The 20,970-nt window shown below is 57.0% G+C and carries 22 protein-coding genes; 10 read left to right on the forward strand and 12 right to left on the reverse strand.

Annotated elements, in window-relative coordinates; translation table 11 throughout:
* Positions 1–44: 44 nt before the first annotated feature.
* Positions 45–1,367, reverse strand: a complete 1,323-nt coding sequence (locus tag ACR0I1_RS19030; protein WP_170395150.1) for an ammonium transporter — start codon at positions 1,365–1,367, stop codon at positions 45–47.
* Positions 1,368–1,400: 33 nt separating this feature from the next.
* Positions 1,401–1,739 (reverse strand): P-II family nitrogen regulator, encoded by a 339-nt coding sequence (locus ACR0I1_RS19035; RefSeq protein ID WP_039541190.1) that lies wholly within the window; start codon positions 1,737–1,739, stop codon positions 1,401–1,403.
* Between the two features lie 257 nt (positions 1,740–1,996).
* On the opposite strand from ACR0I1_RS19035, the gene ACR0I1_RS19040 reads away from it, so the two are divergent.
* On the forward strand, positions 1,997–4,183 hold the full coding sequence (locus tag ACR0I1_RS19040; protein WP_480707549.1) for a transglycosylase domain-containing protein: 2,187 nt from the start codon (positions 1,997–1,999) through the stop codon (positions 4,181–4,183).
* A 57-nt stretch (positions 4,184–4,240) separates the two neighbouring features.
* Here ACR0I1_RS19040 and leuB read toward each other — a convergent pair whose 3' ends face one another.
* Positions 4,241–5,344 (reverse strand): 3-isopropylmalate dehydrogenase, encoded by a 1,104-nt coding sequence (gene leuB / locus ACR0I1_RS19045; RefSeq protein ID WP_480707550.1) that lies wholly within the window; start codon positions 5,342–5,344, stop codon positions 4,241–4,243.
* Positions 5,345–5,435: 91 nt separating this feature from the next.
* Between leuB and ACR0I1_RS19050 the strand changes: the two genes are divergently transcribed.
* Positions 5,436–5,963: a redoxin domain-containing protein gene (locus ACR0I1_RS19050; RefSeq protein ID WP_480707551.1), complete on the forward strand. Its 528-nt coding sequence runs from the start codon at positions 5,436–5,438 to the stop codon at positions 5,961–5,963.
* A 6-nt stretch (positions 5,964–5,969) separates the two neighbouring features.
* Here the strand turns inward: ACR0I1_RS19050 and ACR0I1_RS19055 are convergent, their stop codons facing one another.
* Positions 5,970–6,863: a LysR family transcriptional regulator gene (locus ACR0I1_RS19055; RefSeq protein ID WP_480707552.1), complete on the reverse strand. Its 894-nt coding sequence runs from the start codon at positions 6,861–6,863 to the stop codon at positions 5,970–5,972.
* A gap of 83 nt (positions 6,864–6,946) precedes the next feature.
* Between ACR0I1_RS19055 and ACR0I1_RS19060 the strand changes: the two genes are divergently transcribed.
* Positions 6,947–7,852 (forward strand): sugar nucleotide-binding protein, encoded by a 906-nt coding sequence (locus ACR0I1_RS19060; RefSeq protein WP_480707553.1) that lies wholly within the window; start codon positions 6,947–6,949, stop codon positions 7,850–7,852.
* Positions 7,853–7,859: 7 nt separating this feature from the next.
* Here the strand turns inward: ACR0I1_RS19060 and ACR0I1_RS19065 are convergent, their stop codons facing one another.
* The 6 genes from ACR0I1_RS19065 to ACR0I1_RS19090 form a co-directional block, all read right to left on the reverse strand.
* Complete coding sequence (locus ACR0I1_RS19065; RefSeq protein ID WP_480707554.1) at positions 7,860–8,882, reverse strand: endonuclease/exonuclease/phosphatase family protein; 1,023 nt, start codon at positions 8,880–8,882, stop codon at positions 7,860–7,862.
* Positions 8,879–9,709, reverse strand: a complete 831-nt coding sequence (locus ACR0I1_RS19070) for a hypothetical protein (RefSeq protein WP_170395166.1) — start codon at positions 9,707–9,709, stop codon at positions 8,879–8,881. The genes ACR0I1_RS19065 and ACR0I1_RS19070 overlap by 4 nt, the downstream gene beginning before the upstream one ends.
* A 331-nt stretch (positions 9,710–10,040) precedes the next feature.
* Positions 10,041–10,646: a 3-isopropylmalate dehydratase small subunit gene (leuD, locus tag ACR0I1_RS19075; protein ID WP_170395169.1), complete on the reverse strand. Its 606-nt coding sequence runs from the start codon at positions 10,644–10,646 to the stop codon at positions 10,041–10,043.
* Between the two features lie 42 nt (positions 10,647–10,688).
* Complete coding sequence (locus ACR0I1_RS19080) at positions 10,689–11,243, reverse strand: HdeD family acid-resistance protein (RefSeq protein WP_170395171.1); 555 nt, start codon at positions 11,241–11,243, stop codon at positions 10,689–10,691.
* A 38-nt stretch (positions 11,244–11,281) separates the two neighbouring features.
* The gene (leuC, locus tag ACR0I1_RS19085; RefSeq protein WP_170395174.1) at positions 11,282–12,685 is read right to left on the reverse strand and encodes a 3-isopropylmalate dehydratase large subunit; all 1,404 of its coding nucleotides are present in this window, start codon (positions 12,683–12,685) and stop codon (positions 11,282–11,284) included.
* Positions 12,686–12,728: 43 nt separating this feature from the next.
* On the reverse strand, positions 12,729–12,824 hold the full coding sequence (locus ACR0I1_RS19090; protein WP_260023663.1) for an isopropylmalate isomerase: 96 nt from the start codon (positions 12,822–12,824) through the stop codon (positions 12,729–12,731).
* Positions 12,825–12,947: 123 nt separating this feature from the next.
* On the opposite strand from ACR0I1_RS19090, the gene ACR0I1_RS19095 reads away from it, so the two are divergent.
* The 4 genes from ACR0I1_RS19095 (at position 12,948) to ACR0I1_RS19110 (ending at position 15,835) form a co-directional block, all read left to right on the forward strand.
* The gene (locus ACR0I1_RS19095; protein WP_170408707.1) at positions 12,948–14,309 is read left to right on the forward strand and encodes a mechanosensitive ion channel domain-containing protein; all 1,362 of its coding nucleotides are present in this window, start codon (positions 12,948–12,950) and stop codon (positions 14,307–14,309) included.
* 164 nt (positions 14,310–14,473) lie between these two features.
* Complete coding sequence (gene rsfS / locus ACR0I1_RS19100; RefSeq protein ID WP_039541351.1) at positions 14,474–14,833, forward strand: ribosome silencing factor; 360 nt, start codon at positions 14,474–14,476, stop codon at positions 14,831–14,833.
* Between the two features lie 44 nt (positions 14,834–14,877).
* A complete protein-coding gene (rlmH, locus tag ACR0I1_RS19105) occupies positions 14,878–15,348 on the forward strand; it encodes a 23S rRNA (pseudouridine(1915)-N(3))-methyltransferase RlmH (RefSeq protein WP_170515483.1) in 471 nt (156 codons plus the stop codon).
* A gap of 1 nt (position 15,349) precedes the next feature.
* Complete coding sequence (locus tag ACR0I1_RS19110) at positions 15,350–15,835, forward strand: NAD(P)H-dependent oxidoreductase (protein WP_170664335.1); 486 nt, start codon at positions 15,350–15,352, stop codon at positions 15,833–15,835.
* A 3-nt stretch (positions 15,836–15,838) separates the two neighbouring features.
* On the opposite strand, the gene ACR0I1_RS19115 is transcribed toward ACR0I1_RS19110, so the two are convergent.
* Both ACR0I1_RS19115 and ACR0I1_RS19120 read right to left on the reverse strand, forming a co-directional pair.
* Entirely contained in the window at positions 15,839–16,186 is a 348-nt protein-coding gene (locus tag ACR0I1_RS19115; protein WP_170395187.1) for a hypothetical protein, read from the reverse strand.
* 35 nt (positions 16,187–16,221) lie between these two features.
* Positions 16,222–16,932 (reverse strand): DUF599 domain-containing protein, encoded by a 711-nt coding sequence (locus ACR0I1_RS19120; protein WP_170395190.1) that lies wholly within the window; start codon positions 16,930–16,932, stop codon positions 16,222–16,224.
* 80 nt (positions 16,933–17,012) lie between these two features.
* Here ACR0I1_RS19120 and ACR0I1_RS19125 point away from each other — a divergent pair, with 80 nt between their 5' ends.
* From ACR0I1_RS19125 to glcF, 3 genes are read left to right on the forward strand one after another with little or no spacing between them, the layout of a single operon-like run.
* On the forward strand, positions 17,013–18,452 hold the full coding sequence (locus tag ACR0I1_RS19125) for an FAD-linked oxidase C-terminal domain-containing protein (RefSeq protein ID WP_480707555.1): 1,440 nt from the start codon (positions 17,013–17,015) through the stop codon (positions 18,450–18,452).
* Positions 18,453–18,502: 50 nt separating this feature from the next.
* Positions 18,503–19,597 (forward strand): FAD-binding protein, encoded by a 1,095-nt coding sequence (locus tag ACR0I1_RS19130; RefSeq protein WP_480707556.1) that lies wholly within the window; start codon positions 18,503–18,505, stop codon positions 19,595–19,597.
* 3 nt (positions 19,598–19,600) lie between these two features.
* Positions 19,601–20,914: a glycolate oxidase subunit GlcF gene (glcF, locus tag ACR0I1_RS19135; protein WP_170408701.1), complete on the forward strand. Its 1,314-nt coding sequence runs from the start codon at positions 19,601–19,603 to the stop codon at positions 20,912–20,914.
* Positions 20,915–20,970: the final 56 nt, after the last annotated feature.

Here is a 20,970-nt window from a genome sequence, read left to right on the forward strand (position 1 = left end):
GGCGCGAACGCCCGGGTTTTTTTTTGTTTTTACTTGGTTGGCTATTAGCCCTTGGAGAATTCCGGATACGCTTCCATACCCAGTTCAGCCATGTCGAGGCCGTTGATCTCGTCCTCTTCGCTAACACGGATACCTACGGTGGCCTTCAGGATCGACCATAGGATAAGAGCAGCACCAAAGGTGAAGACACCATAAGCAATGATCCCGGTCAGCTGAGTGATCAGGCTGGCTTCGCCATAGAAGATCACGGCGATGGTGCCCCAGATGCCAGCGAACAGGTGGACCGGGATGGCGCCGACTACGTCGTCGATCTTGAACTTGTCCAGCATCGGAACCGCGAAGACCACGATGATACCGCCCACAGCACCGATCCACAGAGCGCCGAACAGGGTTGGGGCCAGCGGCTCAGCAGTGATCGACACCAATCCCGCCAGCGCGCCGTTCAGCACCATGGTCAGGTCGGGCTTTTTGTACAGCAGCTGTGTCATGATAAGGGCGGCAACGGCACCGGATGCAGCAGCCATGTTGGTGTTGGCAAAGATGCGCGATACGTCCGAGACATCTCCTACAGTGCCCATCGCCAGCTGCGAACCACCGTTGAAGCCGAACCAACCCAGCCACAGGATAAAGGTACCCAGAGTGGCCAGAGCCAGGTTTGAACCAGGCATCGGGTGCACTTTACCGTCCTTGTACTTACCGATGCGCGGCCCAAGGATGAGGGCACCTGCCAGAGCCGCCCAGCCACCGACCGAGTGCACGATGGTCGAACCAGCGAAGTCCGAGAAGCCTGCTTCGGACAGCCAACCACCACCCCACTGCCACGAGCCCGAGATCGGGTACATGATGCCGGTTAGGACAACAACGAAGGCAAGGAAGGGCCACAATTTGATCCGTTCAGCCACCGCACCGGACACGATCGAGGCGGTCGCTGCGACAAAGACCAGTTGGAAGAAGAAATCCGAACCGATTGAGGCGTAGTCAAGCGCCGCAGCATCTGCACCGACACCCACTGGGTCAAGCACGGTAGTCGAGAAGAACGGGCCCAGCCAGCCAGAAATGGTCCAACCATCACCGGGGTACATCAGGTTGAAGCCGATCAGCCAGTACATGATCGCGGCGATTGAAAACAGCGCGATGTTTTTGGTCATCTGCATCGCGACGTTCTTTGAGCGCACCAGCCCGCCTTCGAGCATGGCAAAGCCTGCAGCCATGAAGAACACCAGGAAACCGCCCATCAGGAACAGCAGCGTGGTGAATATATATTGGGTGTGTTGCGCGGGCTCTCCGGTAGCGGCCTCTTGCGCAAGACCCATCTGCGGCAGTGCGACGATCGCAGCGGCAGGGATGAGAGATTTCATCAGGTTCATTGTTAGTCCTCGAGTGATTGTGAGTAAGCGCGCTTAAAGCGCCTCTTCGTTGGTTTCCCCGGTCCGCACGCGCAGGGCTTGCTCGACATCGAGGACGAAAATCTTGCCGTCACCGATCTTGCCGGTCTTGGCGGTTGTGGTGATGGTTTCGACGATCTGGTCGGCCATGGTGGCGGGCACCACGATCTCAAGCTTGATCTTGGGAACGAAATTCACGGCGTATTCGGCACCGCGATAAATCTCGGTGTGACCCGATTGCGAGCCAAACCCTTTGATCTCAGTCACCATCATGCCGCGCACGCCTGCATTGGTCAGTGCTTCGCGCACCTCCTCAAGCTTGAACGGTTTGATTGTCGCAATGATCAGTTTCACGTCTTTCCCCTCTACTACTCCGGGCGGCCCGGCATTTTGCACCTGCAGAAAAATGCGCGACAGAGGTTCAGATGGAACGTTTTCGGAGGGTAAATGAGGGTAAAAAATCAGCAATTATGCACAATTTTTGCACAAAACACGCTACTTGGTGAAAATATAGGCAAACTTGTGAGGGGAAATACGGGTATTTCACACCTCTACATGGCCGTTCCGGCGGGGTATGGTGCCCCAAAAGCATAACCGGGCAGAGTTTGAGCATGACTGAGTCCAACCGTCGCAAATCGCGCCTTGTCGCGGATAAAAGGTACCCGACCAAAGGCCGAAAGCCTGCGGCGACCAAGCGGGCTGCAAAACCCGCTGGTAAGAAGTCGACGGCCCGAAAAGCCGCTCCGCGCAAAACGGCGCGGAAGAAAACGCGGCGCAGTTCTGGTGGGAAGGGCGGTGGCATTTTCCGCCGGCTGTTCCGCTGGCTCTGGCGCATAATTTGGGGGATCACTTGGAGGGTCGGCGCAGTGGCGGGGTTGCTGTTGGCGCTGGCGGTGGGTGTTGTTTACACCTCATTGCCGGATGTCGATGCCCTGCTTGATGGGCGGGCACGTGGTTCGGTGACCTTACTGGATCGCGACGGCAAGGTCTTTGCCTGGCGCGGCGATCAGTTTGGCGGCGTGATTACGGCGGATACAGTTTCGCCGCATCTCAAGAACGCCGTGATTGCAACCGAGGATAAACGGTTCTACCGCCATTTCGGCGTCAGCCCGCGCGGTGTCGCCAGCGCGGTACGCATCAACCTGAGCGAAGGACGTGGACCGCTGTCTGGTCACGGTGGTTCAACGATCACCCAGCAAACCGCGAAACTTCTATGCCTGGGTGTGCCTTATGAGCCCAGCGAATGGGAGTCTGAGGCTGCATATGAAGCCGATTGCCGTCAGGGTTCGCTATGGCGCAAGGCGAAAGAGGCAGTTTATGCCATTGCGATGGAGGTCAAATACTCCAAGGATGAAATTCTGACGATCTATCTGAACCGCGCCTTCCTCGGTGCGGGAGCCCGCGGCTTCGAGGCCGCCAGCCAGCGGTATTTCGGTATTTCAGCAGCCGAAGTGTCTCCGGCCGAGGCGGCAATGCTGGCAGGTCTATTGGTGGCCCCGACACGCTATGCGCCAACGAACAACCTGCAACGTTCACAAGATCGGGCACGTTTGGTGGTTGGGCTAATGGAGACTCAGGGCTATCTGAGCAGCGCGCAGGCCAGCGAGGCCCGCAGCCGTCCGGCGCAGTTGTCCGAGGCCGCTGCCGCGCGTGCTGGTGGTTACTTTGCCGATTGGGTCATGGCCAGCGGGCCAGAGTTTTTCACACGTAACACAACCGAGGACGTGGTGATCCGAACCACACTGGATCAGCGCATTCAAACGTCGGCGGAAGAGGCGCTTAAATTCATCTTCCAGGAGAAAGTGCGCGAAGGGTCCAAAGCGCAGGCCGCTATTGTGGTGATGTCAGCGGATGGCGCGGTTCGAGGTATGGTCGGTGGGCGCAAGACCCGTGTTTCGGGGGCGTTCAACCGGGCTACGCAGGCTCTGCGTCAAACGGGTTCGTCGTTCAAACCGTTTGTCTATGCGACGGCCTTGGAGTTGGGATATTCACCGCTGGACACGGTGATGGATGAACCAACGTGCTGGAACATCGCAGGTTCAGGACAGTGGTGTCCGAAGAACTACACCAATAAGTTCTATGGCCGGGTGACATTAGCAGATGCGTTGAAGAATTCGTTGAATATTCCCGCAGTCAAAGTGGCGGATATCTCGGGGCTGGATAACGTGCGCACGGTTGCCAGTGGTTTCGGCCTTTCAAGTGATCTGGCCGAGGGACTCGCGCTGGCGCTCGGCGCATCGGAAAGCACGCTGATAGAGATGACGGGCGCTTACGCCGGTATCCTGAACGGCGGTTCAGCGGTGGAACCCTATGGTCTGACCGAGTTGAAGCTGCTTGGTGAGACCGATCCAGTTATGATCACGACAACCGGTATCGGTGAACGCGTCATCAACGACAAGGCCGCCAAACAACTGACCTGGATGATGGAGCGTGTGGTCTCTGAAGGTACGGGTGGGCGCGCGAAGCTGCCGGGCTGGCAGGTGGCGGGCAAGACCGGCACGACCCAGGCCGCGCGGGATGCCTGGTTTATCGGATTTACCGCGGACTACGTTACGGGCGTTTGGATGGGGTATGATGATAATACGCCGTTGTCAGGTGTCACGGGTGGAGGCTTGCCGGCGGAGATATGGAAAGAGACCATGCTGCGCGTGACAGAAGGGATGACGCCCACGCCGTTGCCCATGCTGGCGCCGGACCCACCGGTCAGAACCGCGCAGCCGCAGCAACAGCGCCGTAAGAATCAAACTGGTTTGGACCGTGCGATCAACAACCTGCTGAACAACATCTTCGGAAACTGACCAACAAAAAAAGGCGGTGCGCTGAGCACCGCCTTTGATGTCTGAATGATCGTAAGATCAGACGCTTTCGTCTAGCGCTGCCAGAATTGCATCACCCATTTCGCTGGTTGAAACCGGCTCAACACCATCTTCGGCCAGCAGATCAGCCGTGCGAACGCCGTCGGCCAGAACCTTCTCGATCGCGGTTTCCAGACGATCCGCTTCGTCGCCCTGGTCAAAGCTGTAGCGCAGTGCCATGGCGAAGCTGAGGATACACGCAATTGGGTTGGCCTTGCCTTGACCTGTAATGTCCGGGGCCGAGCCATGAACGGGTTCATACATGGCCTTAGGGCGGCCATTCGCCATCGGTGCGCCCAGCGAGGCAGACGGCAGCATGCCCAAAGACCCGGTCAGCATCGCTGCGCAATCGGATAGTACATCGCCAAACAGGTTGTCGGTGACGATCACGTCAAACTGTTTGGGCGCGCGCACAAGCTGCATCGCGCCGTTGTCTGCATACATGTGTGACAGCTCGACCTCGGGGTATTCCTGACCGACACGTGTCACGACCTCGCGCCACAGGATGCCCGATTCCATCACATTGGCTTTTTCCATCGAGCACAGTTTCTTATTCCGGCGCATCGCCAACTCAAACGCGGAACGTGCGGCGCGTTCGATCTCGGATTCGGTGTAGCGCTGGGTGTTGATGCCCACGCGCTCATTGCCTTCTTCAAAGATGCCGCGCGGTTCACCGAAGTACACGCCAGATGTCAGCTCGCGCACAATCATGATGTCGAGGCCAGCGACCACATCCTTCTTCAGCGACGAGAAATCCGCCAGCGCGTCGAAGCACTGAGCTGGGCGCAGGTTGGAATACAGGTCCATTTCCTTGCGCAAACGCAGCAGTCCGCGTTCGGGTTTCAGGCTGAAATCCAGATCGTCATACTTAGGGCCGCCAACAGCCCCCAGCAGCACAGCGTCGACCTCTTGTGCCCTGGCCATGGTCTCATCCGATAGGGGCTTCCCGTGCGCATCATAGGCAGCGCCGCCGACCAGATCCTCGCTCACGTCAAATTGAAGACCGCGATTGGCGCCGAACCAATCGATGATTTTGCGCACTTCGGCCATAACTTCCGGGCCAATTCCGTCTCCGGGCAGGATGAGGAGCGAGGGGTTGGACATCGACAGTCTCCTTGCGTTTTGTCGCACAGGCCCTAGCGTTTGCGGCGCATCGGGTCAATGAGACGAACCCATCAAATCACGAGGAAACCACATGCTGACACCCGGAAATCGGGCCCCATCGCTAAAAATCGAAACAGTAAGCCATGGCACCTTTGATCTTGAGCGCGACACGGGCGAAAACGGAACGCTGGTGATTCAGTATCGCGGCCTGCATTGCCCGATCTGCGTTCGCCAAATGGGTGAGGTCGAGGCTGCGCTGGATGAATTCGCCGAGCTGGGGATTGAGGTGATCATGATCACCACGGATACCGGCGAACGTGCGGCCGAGACGGTTGAGAAGGCCGGAGTGTCGAAGCTGCGCGTAGGATACGGCCTGTCCATGGCTGACGCGCGGGATGTCTGGGGCCTGAACATCTCGGTGGCTCGTGAAGGTAGTGCCGAGCCAGCGTTGTTCGCTGAGCCAGGACATTTCTATATCAAACCTGATCAGACCCTCTATTACGTCTGGCAGCAGACATCGCCTTTTGCGCGGCCGCCGATGTCGGACATCGTCGGCGGTTTGAAATTCACCTTGGCCAATAACTATCCTGCGCGCGGCACCTATACTGGTGCGCTGTAGGCGGTTTTAAAGCCGGGCCTTCAACCCGTCGGCCAGCAGATCCCAGACTCTGCGAATGCGCGGGGTCTGTCGCATCGCCTGAGGGGCAGCCAGCCAGACCGGTAGCACCGGTATCTCGACATCAATATCTAGCACTTCGACCAGAGGATCGGACTGCGCGATGCTGAGTTGGCTGAAGCCCACCCCACACCCTGCGCGGATCAATTCCCAATAGGCGGTCTGGTTGTCGCATCGCGTGGCAAAGCTGTCCCGGCTGGCAGGCCAGCCCTTGTTCCGCATAGCGGTGATAATGTTTTCATTGGTGTCAAATCCCACAAGGTCGTGCTGCATCAACTCTGTCGGCGTTGTTGGTCGCCCTGCACGATCCAGATAGCTTTGGGCGGCGCAGAAACATAACGGAACCTCACCGATATGCTTTGCCACGATGTCGACCTGTTCGGGCCGATACATGCGCACGGCAATATCGGCCTCGCGGAACAGCAAGTTTTCGCTGGCATCCGAGGCGACCAGATCAAGCTGAATCGCCGGTTCTGCCTCACGGATTGCGGCAAGTATCGGCGGCAACAGGTGATGCGATACAAATACCGAAGCGGTGATCCTGACCGACCCTTCCAGCTGTTGCGCCTGACCCGCTGCCGTCAGCCCCAGGGCATTGACTGCGCTGTACATCTGCTGCGCCATTGGCAGCACTTGCTGCCCCACCTCGCTGAGCGTCAGTCCACGCGCGTGACGATCAAACAGCGAAACCCCCAATTCTTCTTCCAGCGCATGCACCTGACGTCCAAGCGTCGGCTGGCTGCGACCCAGTTGCTTTGCGGCTGCGGATAGTGAGCCGGTTTCGGCGACCGCCAGAAAGCTTTGAACTAAGGACCAGTCGGATAGTTGGAGTGTTTTAGCCATTCAAAAACGAATACATAATCTGCGATTTTTCGCAATTTCCAAAACATCGTGAATGAATAGATTGATCCGGAACGGAGGGATCAATGCCACAAACGGTACTTATTCTCGGGGCCACCGGTCGATTTGGGCGCAACGCTGCAAGAGCCTTTTCGGATGCGGGATGGATTGTGCAAAGGTTTGATCGACGCAGGGAGAAATTGCGCACGGCGGTACATGGAGTAGACGTCATCGTGAACGCCTGGAACCCGCTTTACCCCGACTGGGCGGAGCAGGTGCCAGAGTTGCATCGTCAGGTAATCGCCGCTGCATCAGAGCGTGACTTGACGGTCATTGTCCCGGGGAACGTTTATGTTTTCGGTGCGGATACGCCCGGCGCCTGGTCGAGCAGGACACCGCATCTTGCGCGAAATCCGTTGGGACGCATTCGGATCGAGATGGAAGAGGCTTATCGTGCCTCGTCGGTTCGGACCATCATGTTGCGGGCAGGTGATTTCATAGATACCACGGCCTCTGGCAATTGGTTCGATCAGATTCTCATCAAACACTTGCGGCGCGGGCGCTTTGTGTATCCCGGCAATCCGGATATCGAGCATGCTTGGGCCTATCTGCCCGATTTAACTCGCGCTGCTGTGGAATTGGCAGAAATGCGCAACCTGCTACCGCGTTTCTGCGATGTCCCCTATGCTGGATACACCTTGACCGGCAATGAAATGGCATTGGCGCTTTCGCAGGTTGTGGGGCGTGAGCTTACCCTTAAACAGATGGCGTGGTGGCCCCTGCAACTGGCCCGCCCGTTCTGGCGGATGGCACCGCATTTGCTTGAGATGAGGTATCTATGGAATACTTCTCACCGGCTGGACGGACGCCTCTTTGATGCTCTGCTACCGGAATTTGCGCAGACTGACCTAAATGATGCGTTGACGAACGCCGTGTCTGAACCTGTGCAATATGAACCCCGCCAGCGACTCGGCACAGTCATACGGTCATGATCGAAGCCTATTCGTCGAACAGATCGACCCAGACAAGCCGGTGACGGCTTGCGGCGACGGCCGCGTCACGGGATGTGGGCTCCGGCCAGTAAATGCCCGCATCGTGCACACGCCAATCCGCCGAAGGTAGGACATAATCAACTCTCATCTCGCCAACGCCCTTCCACAAAACTGTTGAAGTTGACCCCGCAGGGTCAACAGGCATCGGATCCTGCAGATGCGGATTGGCCAGAAGATCACGGATTGCCGATTTGCGACCCTCGCCTTTGTAAGGATCCTGGTTCGCATCACCTGTGATGACAAAACGGCCTGTAGGTTTCTCACCCAGATCACCGTTCAGCAAAAGCGACCAGAGCCGAATTTCATCCCGGTTGCGCAGTCCGTTCCGATCTTCAGGTCCATCAAAGACAGGCGGGCTGGCGTGAAACGTCATCAGGTTTAGGCGACCACTCGGGGTGTCGACCGGAACGACCCAATGCGATGTAGAAGACAGCCGCTGAACAGCCTGCGCTTGTGGTGATGGGAAGGGCTCTCCATCCTCGGCTGGCAGCTGGGCATCCGGCAAGTCGCGCCACCGCATCTGGGTGAATGACCGCACTTGATCGGTAGCGATAGGATAGCGGGACAGCACTGCCAGCCCATTCTGGCCGGTGAACCGCCCCCAGCCTTGTGCATCGCCCGGGCCGCCCGTCTCGCTGTCCCCATCCAGATCCAACGCGGTTTCGATCCCGGAATTGGGTTGCTCGGCGTAACTGTATCGATAATCCAAGCCGTTGCTTTTCAGCGCCTCGACCAGCGCAGCAAGGGCAAGCCCGTCTAAATCCCAATCGATGCCTTGCAGCGCGACGATATCGGGACGGGTTGTCATCAGCACCTCGATCACCGCAGCGACCTGAGGGTCGTTCCGCCGAATATCACGCAGCAACAGGCCGGGACCTTCGCGACTGAGTTCTGTATTGAAACTTGCGATGCGCAATGTCTCTGCCTGTGCCGTAAACGGCAACAGCAACAGAACCAGCAGTCGGATCATGCGATCTGAGTTGACTCGGAAGTTGAGTATGCGCGGCGCTTCTCAACGATCAGGCCGGCAATGCGCAGTGTCGCCATGCCTCGCATGATCATGCTGGCAGGCAGGAATGCCCATGCGCAAAGCGTCCAGATCAATGTCTGCGGATTGCTGAGCGCGATCGGCGTGATGAAAGCAGCCATCAGCTTGATCAGGGCGGGAATCAGGAAAGGCAGCAAAGCCCCAATTGCGATGTTGAGCCGCCCGTCACGCTGCAGACGGGTGACCACATCACCACCCTTGGTTGGGTCAAACAGCGGTAGATTGGTCCAGACGTTGAACGCGCCGTTGCCTGTTGGCCATCCCCGAAGCTTCACTGCATAGGCAAAGCTGGCGATGGTAACCAAGGCCGCGACATAAGCGACGCTGGCGGAGATACGCACCAAATCTACAAGGGGCTGGCTGGCATCGGCGGGCAGCATCAGAACCACAAGACGAACGGGGGAGTAGGGGAAATCCACCACATTCGCGACCATCAGGCCAACTGAATAAAACAGGCCAGTAAGTTCCGAGGGGGCATAGGCGTTTTTGCAGATTAGCGTCAGGAAGGTAACCATCGACATCAAACCGACAAAGCGCAGCCTGTTCACAGGTGGTGCGTCACGAAATTCGATAAAGCTTGGAAAGGCCGAGTTGTATTCCGAGAAAGTCAGGATAAACGCAAGGATCGCCAGAAAGACGACAATCTCAGTCCCATTCGACGTCGATGTAGGCAGGTACAACGCAGGGGTAAGCACCATAAGTGCTACCAATAATCCACGTATCGCCGCCCCCGTTGTGCGTGCAATCACAATCCGAACCCTTTTCCAAACCGGCGTAGTCGATTCTGTGCCGACTTATCGTCCAACTTGTGCTCACCGCTCGTTCGTTGGCGGCTACCTCATGGGTGCCAACTTTGCCGATAAGCGGTATTTCGCTCAAGCCAATGAGCAAATAACACGCAATTTCGGGCAAAATGATGGCGCAACTGGTGCGGGATTGCATCAATTTCGACGCAAATCCGACGTGTATCTCAAATTGATACCTATATGTTGTGGTGCACTGGGTTTTTGCCCCAAGAATGCGAACAGGGCCGCGCTTGCGACCCTGTTAGGTTGAGTATCAACAGATTCGTCCCCAGAATCATACCCAGGGGCGGGCCTGACTCGCATGATCTTCGAACTTGTCGATGTGATGGTCTTTTTCCATCGTCAGGCCAATATCGTCCAGACCGTTCAGCAGGCAGTGCTTGCGGTGTGGGTCAATGTCGAACTCGATGACCATGCCATCCGAAGTGGTAATCTGCTGATCTTCCAGATGCACCGTCATGCGGGCGTTTTCACCCTTGTGCGCGTCATCCATAAGAATCGCGTGATGCTCTTCTTCGACTACGATGGGCAGGATGCCGTTCTTGAAGCAGTTGTTGAAAAAGATGTCGGCGAAGCTGGTCGAGATCACCACCTTGATACCGAAATCCTTGATCGCCCATGGCGCATGTTCCCGCGACGAGCCGCAACCGAAATTGTCGCCGGCCACCAGAATCTCGGTGTTGCGATAAGCGGGTTTGTTCAGAACGAAATCTTCGTTCTCGCCACCATGATCGTGATAGCGCATCTCATCAAACAGCACGACACCCAGGCCAGAGCGTTTGATGGTTTTCAGGTGCACTTTGGGAATGATCATATCGGTGTCGATATTGATCAGTGGCATTGGGGCGGCCACCCCGTGGACTTTTTCGAACTTTTCCATTTCTACACTCCTGCGGGGTAGGGCCGCGCCCGTGCTCCGCGTTTAAGCTTCTTTCGCTTCTGTTGTTTCGTCCTTGGGTGCGTTCTTGACGAAGAACGCCATGAAGACCAATCCGAACCCGTTGAACAGCATCTCAATGCCCAGGAAGATCCCCAGTATACTCAGCAGAGCAGCCGGTTCCTTGCCCACATAGGTCCAGATGATGCCGGCGAGGATGATCGACAAGATGCCCGAGATCATCGTGGGCCAGAAAAACTGCGTTCCTTTCATCTGGAACGACAGAATGACCCGTGCGATGCCGCCTGCCATGAACAGGATGAGCATCACAGTTGCCAGCGTCAGCGTGCCCTGCAGCGGGTGATCCAGAAAGGACCAGCCCAGAAACAGCATGACCGCACCCATGATGAGTGACAGGATCTTGTTGCCAGTGCCTTCAACCGTGAAGCCACCAACGATCTGCATTCCGCCCGCAATCAATAGCAACACACCAGTTACTACTGTTACGGCAACGGACGCCACGACCGGTGCGCCCAATACGAACACCCCGAATGCTATGGACAAAAGTCCAAGCAGTAGCCATTTGACCCAATCACTCATGTTAGTCTCTCCATCAAATATCTAGATATGAGAGACTCTTACATCAATTCACGGACGTCTGTCAGCCGTCCTGTGATTGCCGCAGCGGCAGCCATTGCGGGGCTCAGCAGATGGGTACGCCCACCGCGACCCTGACGGCCTTCGAAGTTTCGGTTCGAAGTCGCGGCACAGCGCTCGCCCGGTTGCAGCTGGTCGGGGTTCATCGCCAGACACATTGAACAGCCCGCAAGACGCCACTCGAAACCGGCATCTTTGAAGATCTCGGCCAAACCTTCTTCTTCGGCCTGTGCACGCACCAAGCCCGAGCCTGGTACGACCATGGCGCGCATGCCGTCCTTGATCTTCTTGCCCTTCAGGATTTCCGCCGCAGCGCGCAGGTCTTCGATCCGACCGTTGGTGCAAGAACCGATGAAAACAGTGTCGATTTCAACATCGCTCAGCTTTTGACCGGCTTCCAAGCCCATATACTCGATCGAACGGCGGGCCGCGTCGACTTTACCGCCTTCGAAATCTTCGGGATGCGGTACGGATGCGGTGATCGGCAGCACATCTTCGGGACTGGTGCCCCAAGTGACGACCGGCGCGATATCTTCACCACGCAGCGTGATGACTTTATCGAAATGCGCATCTTCGTCGGTGTAAAGCGTCTTCCACCAGTCCATCGCGGCTTCCCACTGCGCGCCTTTGGGGGCATGCGGGCGGCCTTTGACATATTCAAAGGTGGTCTCATCCGGCGCGATCAGGCCAGCGCGGGCACCGCCTTCGATGGCCATGTTACAGACGGTCATGCGCCCTTCCATCGAAAGATCGCGGATCGCTTCGCCGCAATACTCGATGACATAACCTGTACCGCCAGCAGTACCGGTCTCGCCGATCACAGCCAGAGTGATATCTTTGGCGGTCACACCCGGCTGCAGTTTGCCGGTGATTTCGACCTTCATATTCTTGGACTTCTTCTGGATCAGAGTCTGGGTGGCCAGAACGTGTTCAACCTCGGATGTGCCGATGCCGTGCGCCAGAGCGCCGAATGCACCATGAGTCGCCGTGTGGCTGTCGCCGCAAACAACGGTCATGCCGGGCAGGGTCCAGCCCTGTTCGGGGCCGACGATATGCACAATGCCCTGACGGACGTCGTGCACAGGGTAATAGTGAATGCCGAAATCTTTGGCGTTCTTGTCCAGTGCCTCGACCTGAATGCGTGATTCCGGGTTTTCGATACCATTCACACGGTCCGGCGTGGTCGGAACGTTGTGATCCGGCACGGCGATGGTTTTTTCTGGCGCGCGCACCTTGCGGCCCGCCATGCGCAGGCCTTCGAATGCCTGTGGGCTGGTCACTTCGTGCACCAGATGGCGGTCGATATACAGCAGGCAGGTGCCATCATCGGCCTCGTGGGCGACATGGGCATCCCAGATCTTGTCATAGAGTGTTTTGGGGGACATCGGTCCTCTCCCGTATGTAATGAGAAATAGCTGGCGAGTTGGCTTAGGCCGCCGATAGGCGGGCCAAGACCGTGCGGGCAGCCCCAAAGAACCGTTCACGCAGACGCGCGCGATCTTCCAGATTCTGTTCTTGGGCCACATTGAGTCTCATACGCACCAGATATAACGGGCATTCGTGTCAATCAAGGTTCAATCCCAACCGTCTCACTGCGGGCTTGCATCATCCAGCATCGCTGTCCAAGCTGACCTGCAGGAGAGGTGAATGAACCAGGATTTACTACCGGAGACGCTCTCGGAGCTTTACGCCAACATGACGGCGGCGTTTTCCTCGCAAATTGAAGGTCTGGTCGAGTTGATCGTCACCCCGGGATGGCGGCAGTATCAACTCATCATCATCCTATTCCTCTGGGCAATTTCATTTTTACTGAAACTGCTGACGCAGGGCCGATGGGAAACCTGGGCGAGGGCCCGGGTGGGATGGCCGAAATGGCGCTTGCGGATATTGATACAACTGATGCGCCGTCTGACGCTGGTGTATTTTGTGTTGCTGTCTGGTGGGCTTTATCTGGTGATGCAACAGGTCACATGGCCGTCGCGGAGCTATATACTTGGTGTCTTCGCAACACTGGCTGTTGCATGGCTGGCCATCGCGTTGGTTTCGCGATTGGTGAGAAACCGAACGCTGCGACAAATATTTAAATGGTCTATGTGGGTCTATGCCACGTTGATTGCGTTGAACCTGACGGATGATGTAGCCGGTTTCCTTGATGGCGTCGCCATTTCTATCGGTGATCTTCATATCTCGGCGCTGGGCATCATCAAGGCTGTACTGCTGATTGGCGTCCTGCTGACTTTGGCGCGTGTCGGCACACGCGCGGCTGAGCGCGGCCTTACGAACAATCAAGACATAACACCATCGATGCAGGTTCTTCTGGCCAAGGGTATTCAGGTGCTGCTCTACGGGGCGGTGTTCATGGCGGCGATCCGCACCCTCGGGTTTGATCTGACTGGCATAGCGTTGCTGTCCGGGGCCATTGGCGTCGGGATCGGGTTTGGCCTGCAAAAAGTGGTTTCGAACCTGATCTCAGGCATTATCATCCTGATGGACCGGTCGATCAAACCGGGCGACGTGATTTCACTCGGGGACACATTTGGTTGGATTAACGCGCTGGGCGCGCGCTATGTCTCGGTGGTTACGCGGGATGGTCGGGAATATCTGATTCCGAACGAAGATCTGATTACCAATCAGGTGGTGAACTGGTCGCATTCCGACCGTTTCGTGCGGTTGGATCTTGATTTCGGCACCAGCTACGACGACGACCCGCACAAAGTCCGCGCGACAGCGATCCGTGCCGTCAAGACGGTTGGTCGAGTGCTGAGTGGAGGCAAACATGAACCTGTCTGCCATATCACTGGTTTCGGTGACAGCAGCGTGGACTATGTGTTGCGCTTCTGGATCAGTGATCCGAACAAGGGTCTGACAAACATTCGGGGCAATGTCTTCCTGGCGCTGTGGGATGCGTTCAAGGTCGAAGACATCTCGCTTCCGTTCCCGCAGCGTGAAATCCGCGTATTGGGCGGCCCGGAGGCCGACGCCGAGGTGCAACATCTCGCCAAAGAGTGACTGGATGTGGGGCGCAGCGTCGGCCCTTTCATTGAAATGTTGCAATCCCCTTGTTACCCTATTAGTACCCCGGCGCCGGGGTTTGGCGGCGCGCAGCAAAGGAGGACTATGTCCTGTCTCTACATACACAGGCGGGTTTGCCCGCCGATGATGGGGCCGGTGTAATGGCCCACTCTCAGTCAATCAGCGACAAGCTGCTTGAACGTATCCTTTCCTCACTTTCCGATGACAAGGCCGAAGACGTCGTGCAGATCAACCTGCAAGGTAAGTCTTCTGTTGCGGATCACATGGTGATTGCCTCGGGTCGGTCGACCCGTCAGGTCTCGGCCATGGCGGAAAAGCTGACGGATCGCATCAAGCAGGAATTCGGTTTCACCTCGAAGGTCGAAGGCAAGGATGCCGGTGACTGGGTGCTGATCGATACGGGCGACGTGGTCGTTCATATCTTCCGCCCCGAAGTGCGTGAATTCTATCAGCTGGAAAAGATGTGGCTGCCTCAGGGCGGCAGCGCCTCGGCGAATTGAGGCGCTATCCCGGCCTGTATTGAGGGGTCGGAGGCGAGAGAGACATGCGTATCAGCATCGTTGCGGTCGGGCGATTGCGCGCCGGACCGGAGAAATCCCTGCTTGACGACTACCTGACCCGATTTGACAGGACCGGCCGCGCGCTGGGCCTTGGTCCTGCGAAGGTGATCGAGGTCGAAGACAAGAAAAACGCAGGCATGGGGGCCGAGGCGGCCCTGCTGCGCAAGGCGCTGCCTAAAGGTGTGGTGATCTGTACGCTAGATGAGCGCGGACGGGTGTTGTCCTCGCCTGATTTTGCAAAAAAGCTGGGTGGATGGCGCGACGCGGGCCGACAGGATCTGGCGCTGATCATCGGCGGAGCGGACGGAATAGACCCAAATCTGCGGGCGGAGGCTGATTTTTCCCTATCCTTTGGGTCAATGGTCTGGCCCCATATGTTGGTCCGTGTGATGCTGGCCGAGCAACTTTACCGGGCCGCGACCATCCTTTCAGGCGGCCCTTATCACCGGGTCTGACATGGCGCAGCTATTGATCGTCTACCACTCGCGCACCGGCGGCACCCGGCAAATGGCTGAAGCCGCAGCCGAAGCAGCGCGGGATGAAGCGAACACCATCCTGAAAACCGCCGATCAGGCCGGTCCGAACGACTTGCTGGCCTCCGATGGCTATATCTTCTGCGCGCCCGAGAACCTGGCCGCGATCTCTGGGCTGATGAAAGAGTTCTTTGACCGCTGCTATTATCCGGTGCTGGGTCAGATCGAAGGTCGACCCTATGCGCAGATGGTCTGCGCCGGATCAGATGGTGAGAATGCCGCGCGACAGATGGCACGGATCGCAACGGGGTGGCGGTTGAAAGAGGTGCAACCGCCCCTGATCATCTGCACTCATGCGCAAACACCCAAAGCGATCTTGGCCGAAAAGATCATTCCCGAAGAACAACTTGAAAACTGTCGTGAGGTTGGAGCGGCCTTGGCCGCAGGTCTCAGCCTCGGGGTGTTCTGAGGGTCAGTTCAGATCGACCACGGTCGTGTCTTCGCTCCAACCACCGACATTGTCGCGCGCCTGAATTTGCACCTGCGTGGTCCCGTCCGGAATCACCACCCCGCCAAGTGACCGTGTAAAGGGCTGCTCATCGACATGAGGGTGATGCAGCACACGCATCCCCAGCTCGTTCCCCTGCATATCCAGAACACGCCAGCCGTCGGCATAGTCATCCCATCCGGTGTCGGAGTGGCGGATCGTGACGTCGAACCGCCAGGTATCCCCATTTGATTGGGCTGAAACCTGTTCGACCGTCGGAGGGTCGGCGAATGCGGGGCTGGCCAGTAAGGCGCTGAGAATCAGATATCGCATGGGGTCAAACTATGCGCTCGCGCATCGCATTGCGATCACGACTCTGTGTTTGGTGGCGCAGTCATGATTACGGTGCGTGAATGCGAGGCGAATTCGCGACGATAGAGCACACCGAATGTGACGATTGAGCTTAGGATCAGGGCTACCGGTCCAAGTATCCATGCGATTGAAGCCAACGCAAAATATGTCGCCCGCAACGCGCGATTGAAACTACGAGCCGCCGTGATGCAGATATCAGCGGATTGTGTGGCGCGTGGATAGGCCTGTGGATCATCGGGATCATTTGGAACAGCGGCCATCAGGATTGCGCAATACCCAAACAGGCGATGCGACCAGACAAATTTCAGAAAAGCGTTCGACAGAAAAAGAAGAATAATCAGTATCTTGATTTCCCAAACCATGGCAGGCGCACGGCCGATGGCAAGATCTTCAGCAACCCCAGCAAGGCGTTCGGTATTGCCAAGCAATGCCAAGCCGCCGCCTATTGCAATCATGATTGTCGAAGCGAAGAACGTGCTGCCCTGACGCATGGCCGAGATCACTTGTGCATCGAACACACGCGGCTGGCGCGTCACCATTTCACGCATCCAGACCTTGCGGAAATCATCCATCATCAATGAAACCGATGGTTTCTGAGAGGACGGATTTTCGATCCTCCACCCAATCCCCAGCCATGTCGCGAACAATAGCAAAACGGCTGCATAGTCCAGCGAGGAAAACAGTAATGTGCGGTCGATCCAGGTCATGCCGCGACACTATTGTTGGATTCGGCAACTTGCCAGTCGATAAAATTGGTAATATAATTTTACCAAATGGAGGATCAGCGATGGAAATGCCCGAGCCAAATCCGGATGTCTTAGCACGCAAGCAGGCATTGGTTGCGCGACTACAGCAAGTGCTGCCGAAGGATGCTGTTATCCATGAAGAGGCCGAGACCAGGGCTTATGAATGTGATGCGCTGACCGCCTATAAATGCCCGCCAATGCTGGCTGTACTGCCTTCGACCACGCAGCAGGTTTCCGATGTCTTGCGCATTTGCCATGAACTGGGTGTGCCGGTTGTACCGCGCGGCGCGGGCACGTCATTGGCCGGTGGCGCCCTGCCGACGGCAGATTGTGTGATTCTAGGCGTTGCACGGATGAACGAAGTTCTGGAAATCGATTACGACAACAGGTTTATCAAGGTGCAATCCGGCCGAACCAACCTGAGTGTAACCGGTGCCGTTGAAGAAGAAGATTTCTTTTACGCTCCCGATCCCTCATCCCAGCTTGCCTGCGCCATTGCCGGGAATATCGCGATGAATTCGGGCGGGGCGCATTGCCTGAAATACGGGGTGACGACCAACAATCTGATGGGTGTGACTATGGTCATGATGGATGGCAGCGTGGTCGAAATTGGAGGTGCCTATCTGGACGCTGGCGGGTTGGACCTGTTGGGTGTTATCTGCGGATCCGAAGGGCAATTGGGTGTCGTAACTGAAGCAACGTTGCGCATCCTGCGCAAACCTGAGGGCGCGCGTCCCGTTCTGATGGGCTTTGACGATAATGAAGTAGCCGGTCAATGCGTCTCTGACATAATCAAATCGGGCATATTGCCTGTCGCGATCGAGTTCATGGACCGCCTTTGTATTCGAGCCTGCGAGAATTTCGCCCAAGCGGGTTATCCTGATTGCGAGGCGTTGCTGATTGTCGAAGTTGAAGGATCAGAGGCAGAGATCGATAGCCAGTTGTCGAAGATTATCGAGATCGCCAAGCGGCATAATCCGGTTGAGCTGCGAGAAAGCCAATCGGCTGATGAAAGCGCCCGTATCTGGCTGGGGCGGAAATCGGCCTTCGGCGCGATGGGGCAAATCAACGATTATATGTGTCTGGATGGGACGATCCCGGTCTCTTCGCTACCCTTCGTCCTGCGCCGGATCGGGGAGCTGAGCAAAGATTATGGCCTGCCAGTCGGCAATGTGTTCCATGCCGGTGACGGCAACATGCACCCCTTGATCCTGTTTGACGCCAACAAACCCGGCGATCTTGAGAAATGTGAAGCGTTCGGGGCGGACATCCTGAAGCTTTGCGTTGATGCGGGGGGCTGCCTGACTGGTGAGCATGGGGTCGGCATCGAAAAGCGTGATCTGATGACACACCAATATGAACCACAGGATCTTGAGGCGCAGATGGCGGTGAAAGATGTGTTTGACCCGAATTGGCTGTTGAACCCAGCCAAGGTGTTTCCGCTAAAGGCGTCTGCCACGCGCAGGATGGCCGCGGAATAGATGAGCCTTCCCCATCAATACCCAGAGTATTTGCGAAAAGATGAAGTGCCATGACACCTGAAACCGAGGCTGAACTTGCGGACATCGTTGCCGGCCTGGATGGCCCAGTGCGTATTGCCGGAGGCGGCACGCGCGGCCTTGATGGGCCCGAGCCTGTGCTGAACCTGTCGGGACTGCACGGAATTACACAGTATGAGCCGGGCGCATTGACTCTGGTCGCGCATGCCGGGACTCCAGTGACTGAGATCGAAGCGGCTTTGGAGGCCGAGGGTCAGCAACTGGCGTTCGAGCCGATGGATCATCGCGGTTTGCTGGGCACCACGGGGGAACCGACAATCGGCGGTGTTGTCGCGGCCAACATCTCGGGGCCGCGTCGAATTCAGGCGGGCGCGTGCCGGGATTTCCTGTTGGGCGTACGTTATGTCGACGGGTTGGGGCAGGTGATCAAGAATGGCGGGCGGGTAATGAAGAACGTCACCGGTTACGATCTGGTCAAGCTCATGGCGGGTTCCTGGGGCACGCTAGGGGTGCTGTCCGAGGTCTCACTGAAAGTGCTGCCTAGACCTGAGGTCGAGACCACTCTGGCAGTCGGGGCCGCTGATGTAGGAACCGCAGTTGATCTCATGTCCACTGCCCTGAAATCCCCCTTCGAGGTGAGCAGCGCAGCCTATGATCCACTGGATGGTCAGGCCTTGTTGCGGATCGAAGGATTTGCCGACTCGGTTGCCTATCGGGTAGGTCGATTGCGCGAAATCCTTGGGGGCGAATGCACCGAGTTAGAGAATTCGAGCAACCACTGGGTCGATCTGCGCGATCTGCGTGCGTTTCAGGATCTGGAAGGTGATGTCTGGCGCTTATCGGTGAAACCCGGCGATGCAGCCAGCCTTGCAGAACGGATCGACGCGGATCGAACCTTATTTGACTGGGGCGGGGGCTTGATCTGGGTATTGGTGCCAAAGGGCACCGATCTGCGTGCACGACTGGGTCACTTTGAAGGACATGCAACGCTGGTACGCGCAGAGGCTGACACCATCGTTGAATTTGGGCGATTCCAACCAGAGAGCACGCAGATTCAGGCTCTAACAAAGGCAATTCGGAAGAGATTTGACCCTCGGAACGTGTTCAATCCGGGTCTGATGGGGTAGGCGATGCAGACGAAATTTACCGAAAAGCAGTTGCAAGACCCAGCGATTCAGCGATCCAACGAGATACTCCGAAATTGTGTTCACTGTGGTTTCTGTACAGCAACCTGCCCGACTTATCAGGTGCTAGGCGATGAGTTGGACAGCCCTCGCGGGCGCATCTATCTGATCAAGGACATGTTGGAGAATGAGCGTGTTCCGGACGAAAAGACTGTCAAGCATATCGATCGCTGCCTATCCTGCCTCGCCTGCATGACCACGTGCCCCTCGGGCGTGCATTACATGCACCTCGTGGACCACGCACGGGAATATATCGAAGACAACTACAAGCGCCCGTTCTCGGATCGGGCTCTGCGCTGGATATTGGCCAGAATCCTGCCTTATCCGACACGCTTTCGCTGGGCTCTAATCGGGGCAAAGCTGGGTCGTCCGTTCCGGTTTCTGATGCCGGATGCCCGGCTAAAGGCGATGCTGGACATGGCGCCGAGATATATTCCACCAGTCAGTCGCAATGATGACCCTCAGAGCTTTGCAGCAAAAGGCGCTAAGAAGAAACGCGTCGCCCTGATGACGGGGTGTGCGCAAAAGGCTTTGAACACCGATATCAACGACGCCACGATTCGTCTGCTGACCCGGTTGGGCTGCGAGGTCGTTGTCGCCGAAGGTGCCAGCTGTTGTGGCGCATTAACCCATCACATGGGTAAAACCGGTGAAAGCCATGCGTCTGCTGCAGCCAATATCCGGGCCTGGACACGCGAAATGGATGGTGATGGTCTGGATGCGATCGTGATCAACACCTCGGGGTGTGGGACCACGGTTAAAGATTATGGGCACATGTTCCGCAGTGATCCGCTGGCGGTGGATGCGGGGCGTGTATCCGCCATGGCGATGGATATCAGTGAGCTTTTGGTGCAGCTAGAGATGCCGGACAGCGACAAGAAAGAACTGGTTGTTGCCTACCACGCGGCGTGTTCATTGCAACATGGGCAAAAGGTTACCTCTTATCCCAAGAACCTGCTGAAATCGGCTGGATTCACAGTGTTAGAGCCTAAAGATAGTCATTTGTGCTGTGGCAGTGCAGGAACCTACAACCTGATGCAGCCTGAGATTTCGGGTCAGTTGAAACAACGAAAAGTGCGCACGCTTGAGGCTAGGAACCCTGATGTTATCGCGGCAGGTAACATCGGATGCATGATGCAGATCGGCTCTGGGACTGACACGCCCGTTGTCCACACAGTCGAGCTGCTGGACTGGGCCACCGGAGGGCCGGAACCGCGCGCATTGCGCGACGGCATGGCTGGGGTACCCCAACTGCGCTGATCGATTGCTGCACCCGCGCATCAGGTCCGGTTGAATTTAATCCAAGGGGCAATTGC

The sequence above is a fragment of the Ruegeria sp. B11 genome, from assembly GCF_056539785.1.

Bases quoted from the DNA above. Each gene is read 5' to 3' on its own strand.
- ACR0I1_RS19030 (WP_170395150.1), bottom strand. From the start codon at position 1,367: ATGAACCTGATGAAATCTCTCATCCCTGCCGCTGCGATCGTCGCACTG.
- ACR0I1_RS19040 (WP_480707549.1), top strand. From the start codon at position 1,997: ATGACTGAGTCCAACCGTCGCAAATCGCGCCTTGTCGCGGATAAAAGG.
- leuB (WP_480707550.1), bottom strand. From the start codon at position 5,344: ATGTCCAACCCCTCGCTCCTCATCCTGCCCGGAGACGGAATTGGCCCG.
- ACR0I1_RS19050 (WP_480707551.1), top strand. From the start codon at position 5,436: ATGCTGACACCCGGAAATCGGGCCCCATCGCTAAAAATCGAAACAGTA.
- ACR0I1_RS19055 (WP_480707552.1), bottom strand. From the start codon at position 6,863: ATGGCTAAAACACTCCAACTATCCGACTGGTCCTTAGTTCAAAGCTTT.
- ACR0I1_RS19060 (WP_480707553.1), top strand. From the start codon at position 6,947: ATGCCACAAACGGTACTTATTCTCGGGGCCACCGGTCGATTTGGGCGC.
- ACR0I1_RS19065 (WP_480707554.1), bottom strand. From the start codon at position 8,882: ATGATCCGACTGCTGGTTCTGTTGCTGTTGCCGTTTACGGCACAGGCA.
- leuD (WP_170395169.1), bottom strand. From the start codon at position 10,646: ATGGAAAAGTTCGAAAAAGTCCACGGGGTGGCCGCCCCAATGCCACTG.
- ACR0I1_RS19080 (WP_170395171.1), bottom strand. From the start codon at position 11,243: ATGAGTGATTGGGTCAAATGGCTACTGCTTGGACTTTTGTCCATAGCA.
- leuC (WP_170395174.1), bottom strand. From the start codon at position 12,685: ATGTCCCCCAAAACACTCTATGACAAGATCTGGGATGCCCATGTCGCC.
- ACR0I1_RS19095 (WP_170408707.1), top strand. From the start codon at position 12,948: ATGAACCAGGATTTACTACCGGAGACGCTCTCGGAGCTTTACGCCAAC.
- rsfS (WP_039541351.1), top strand. From the start codon at position 14,474: ATGGCCCACTCTCAGTCAATCAGCGACAAGCTGCTTGAACGTATCCTT.
- rlmH (WP_170515483.1), top strand. From the start codon at position 14,878: ATGCGTATCAGCATCGTTGCGGTCGGGCGATTGCGCGCCGGACCGGAG.
- ACR0I1_RS19110 (WP_170664335.1), top strand. From the start codon at position 15,350: ATGGCGCAGCTATTGATCGTCTACCACTCGCGCACCGGCGGCACCCGG.
- ACR0I1_RS19115 (WP_170395187.1), bottom strand. From the start codon at position 16,186: ATGCGATATCTGATTCTCAGCGCCTTACTGGCCAGCCCCGCATTCGCC.
- ACR0I1_RS19120 (WP_170395190.1), bottom strand. From the start codon at position 16,932: ATGACCTGGATCGACCGCACATTACTGTTTTCCTCGCTGGACTATGCA.
- ACR0I1_RS19125 (WP_480707555.1), top strand. From the start codon at position 17,013: ATGGAAATGCCCGAGCCAAATCCGGATGTCTTAGCACGCAAGCAGGCA.
- ACR0I1_RS19130 (WP_480707556.1), top strand. From the start codon at position 18,503: ATGACACCTGAAACCGAGGCTGAACTTGCGGACATCGTTGCCGGCCTG.
- glcF (WP_170408701.1), top strand. From the start codon at position 19,601: ATGCAGACGAAATTTACCGAAAAGCAGTTGCAAGACCCAGCGATTCAG.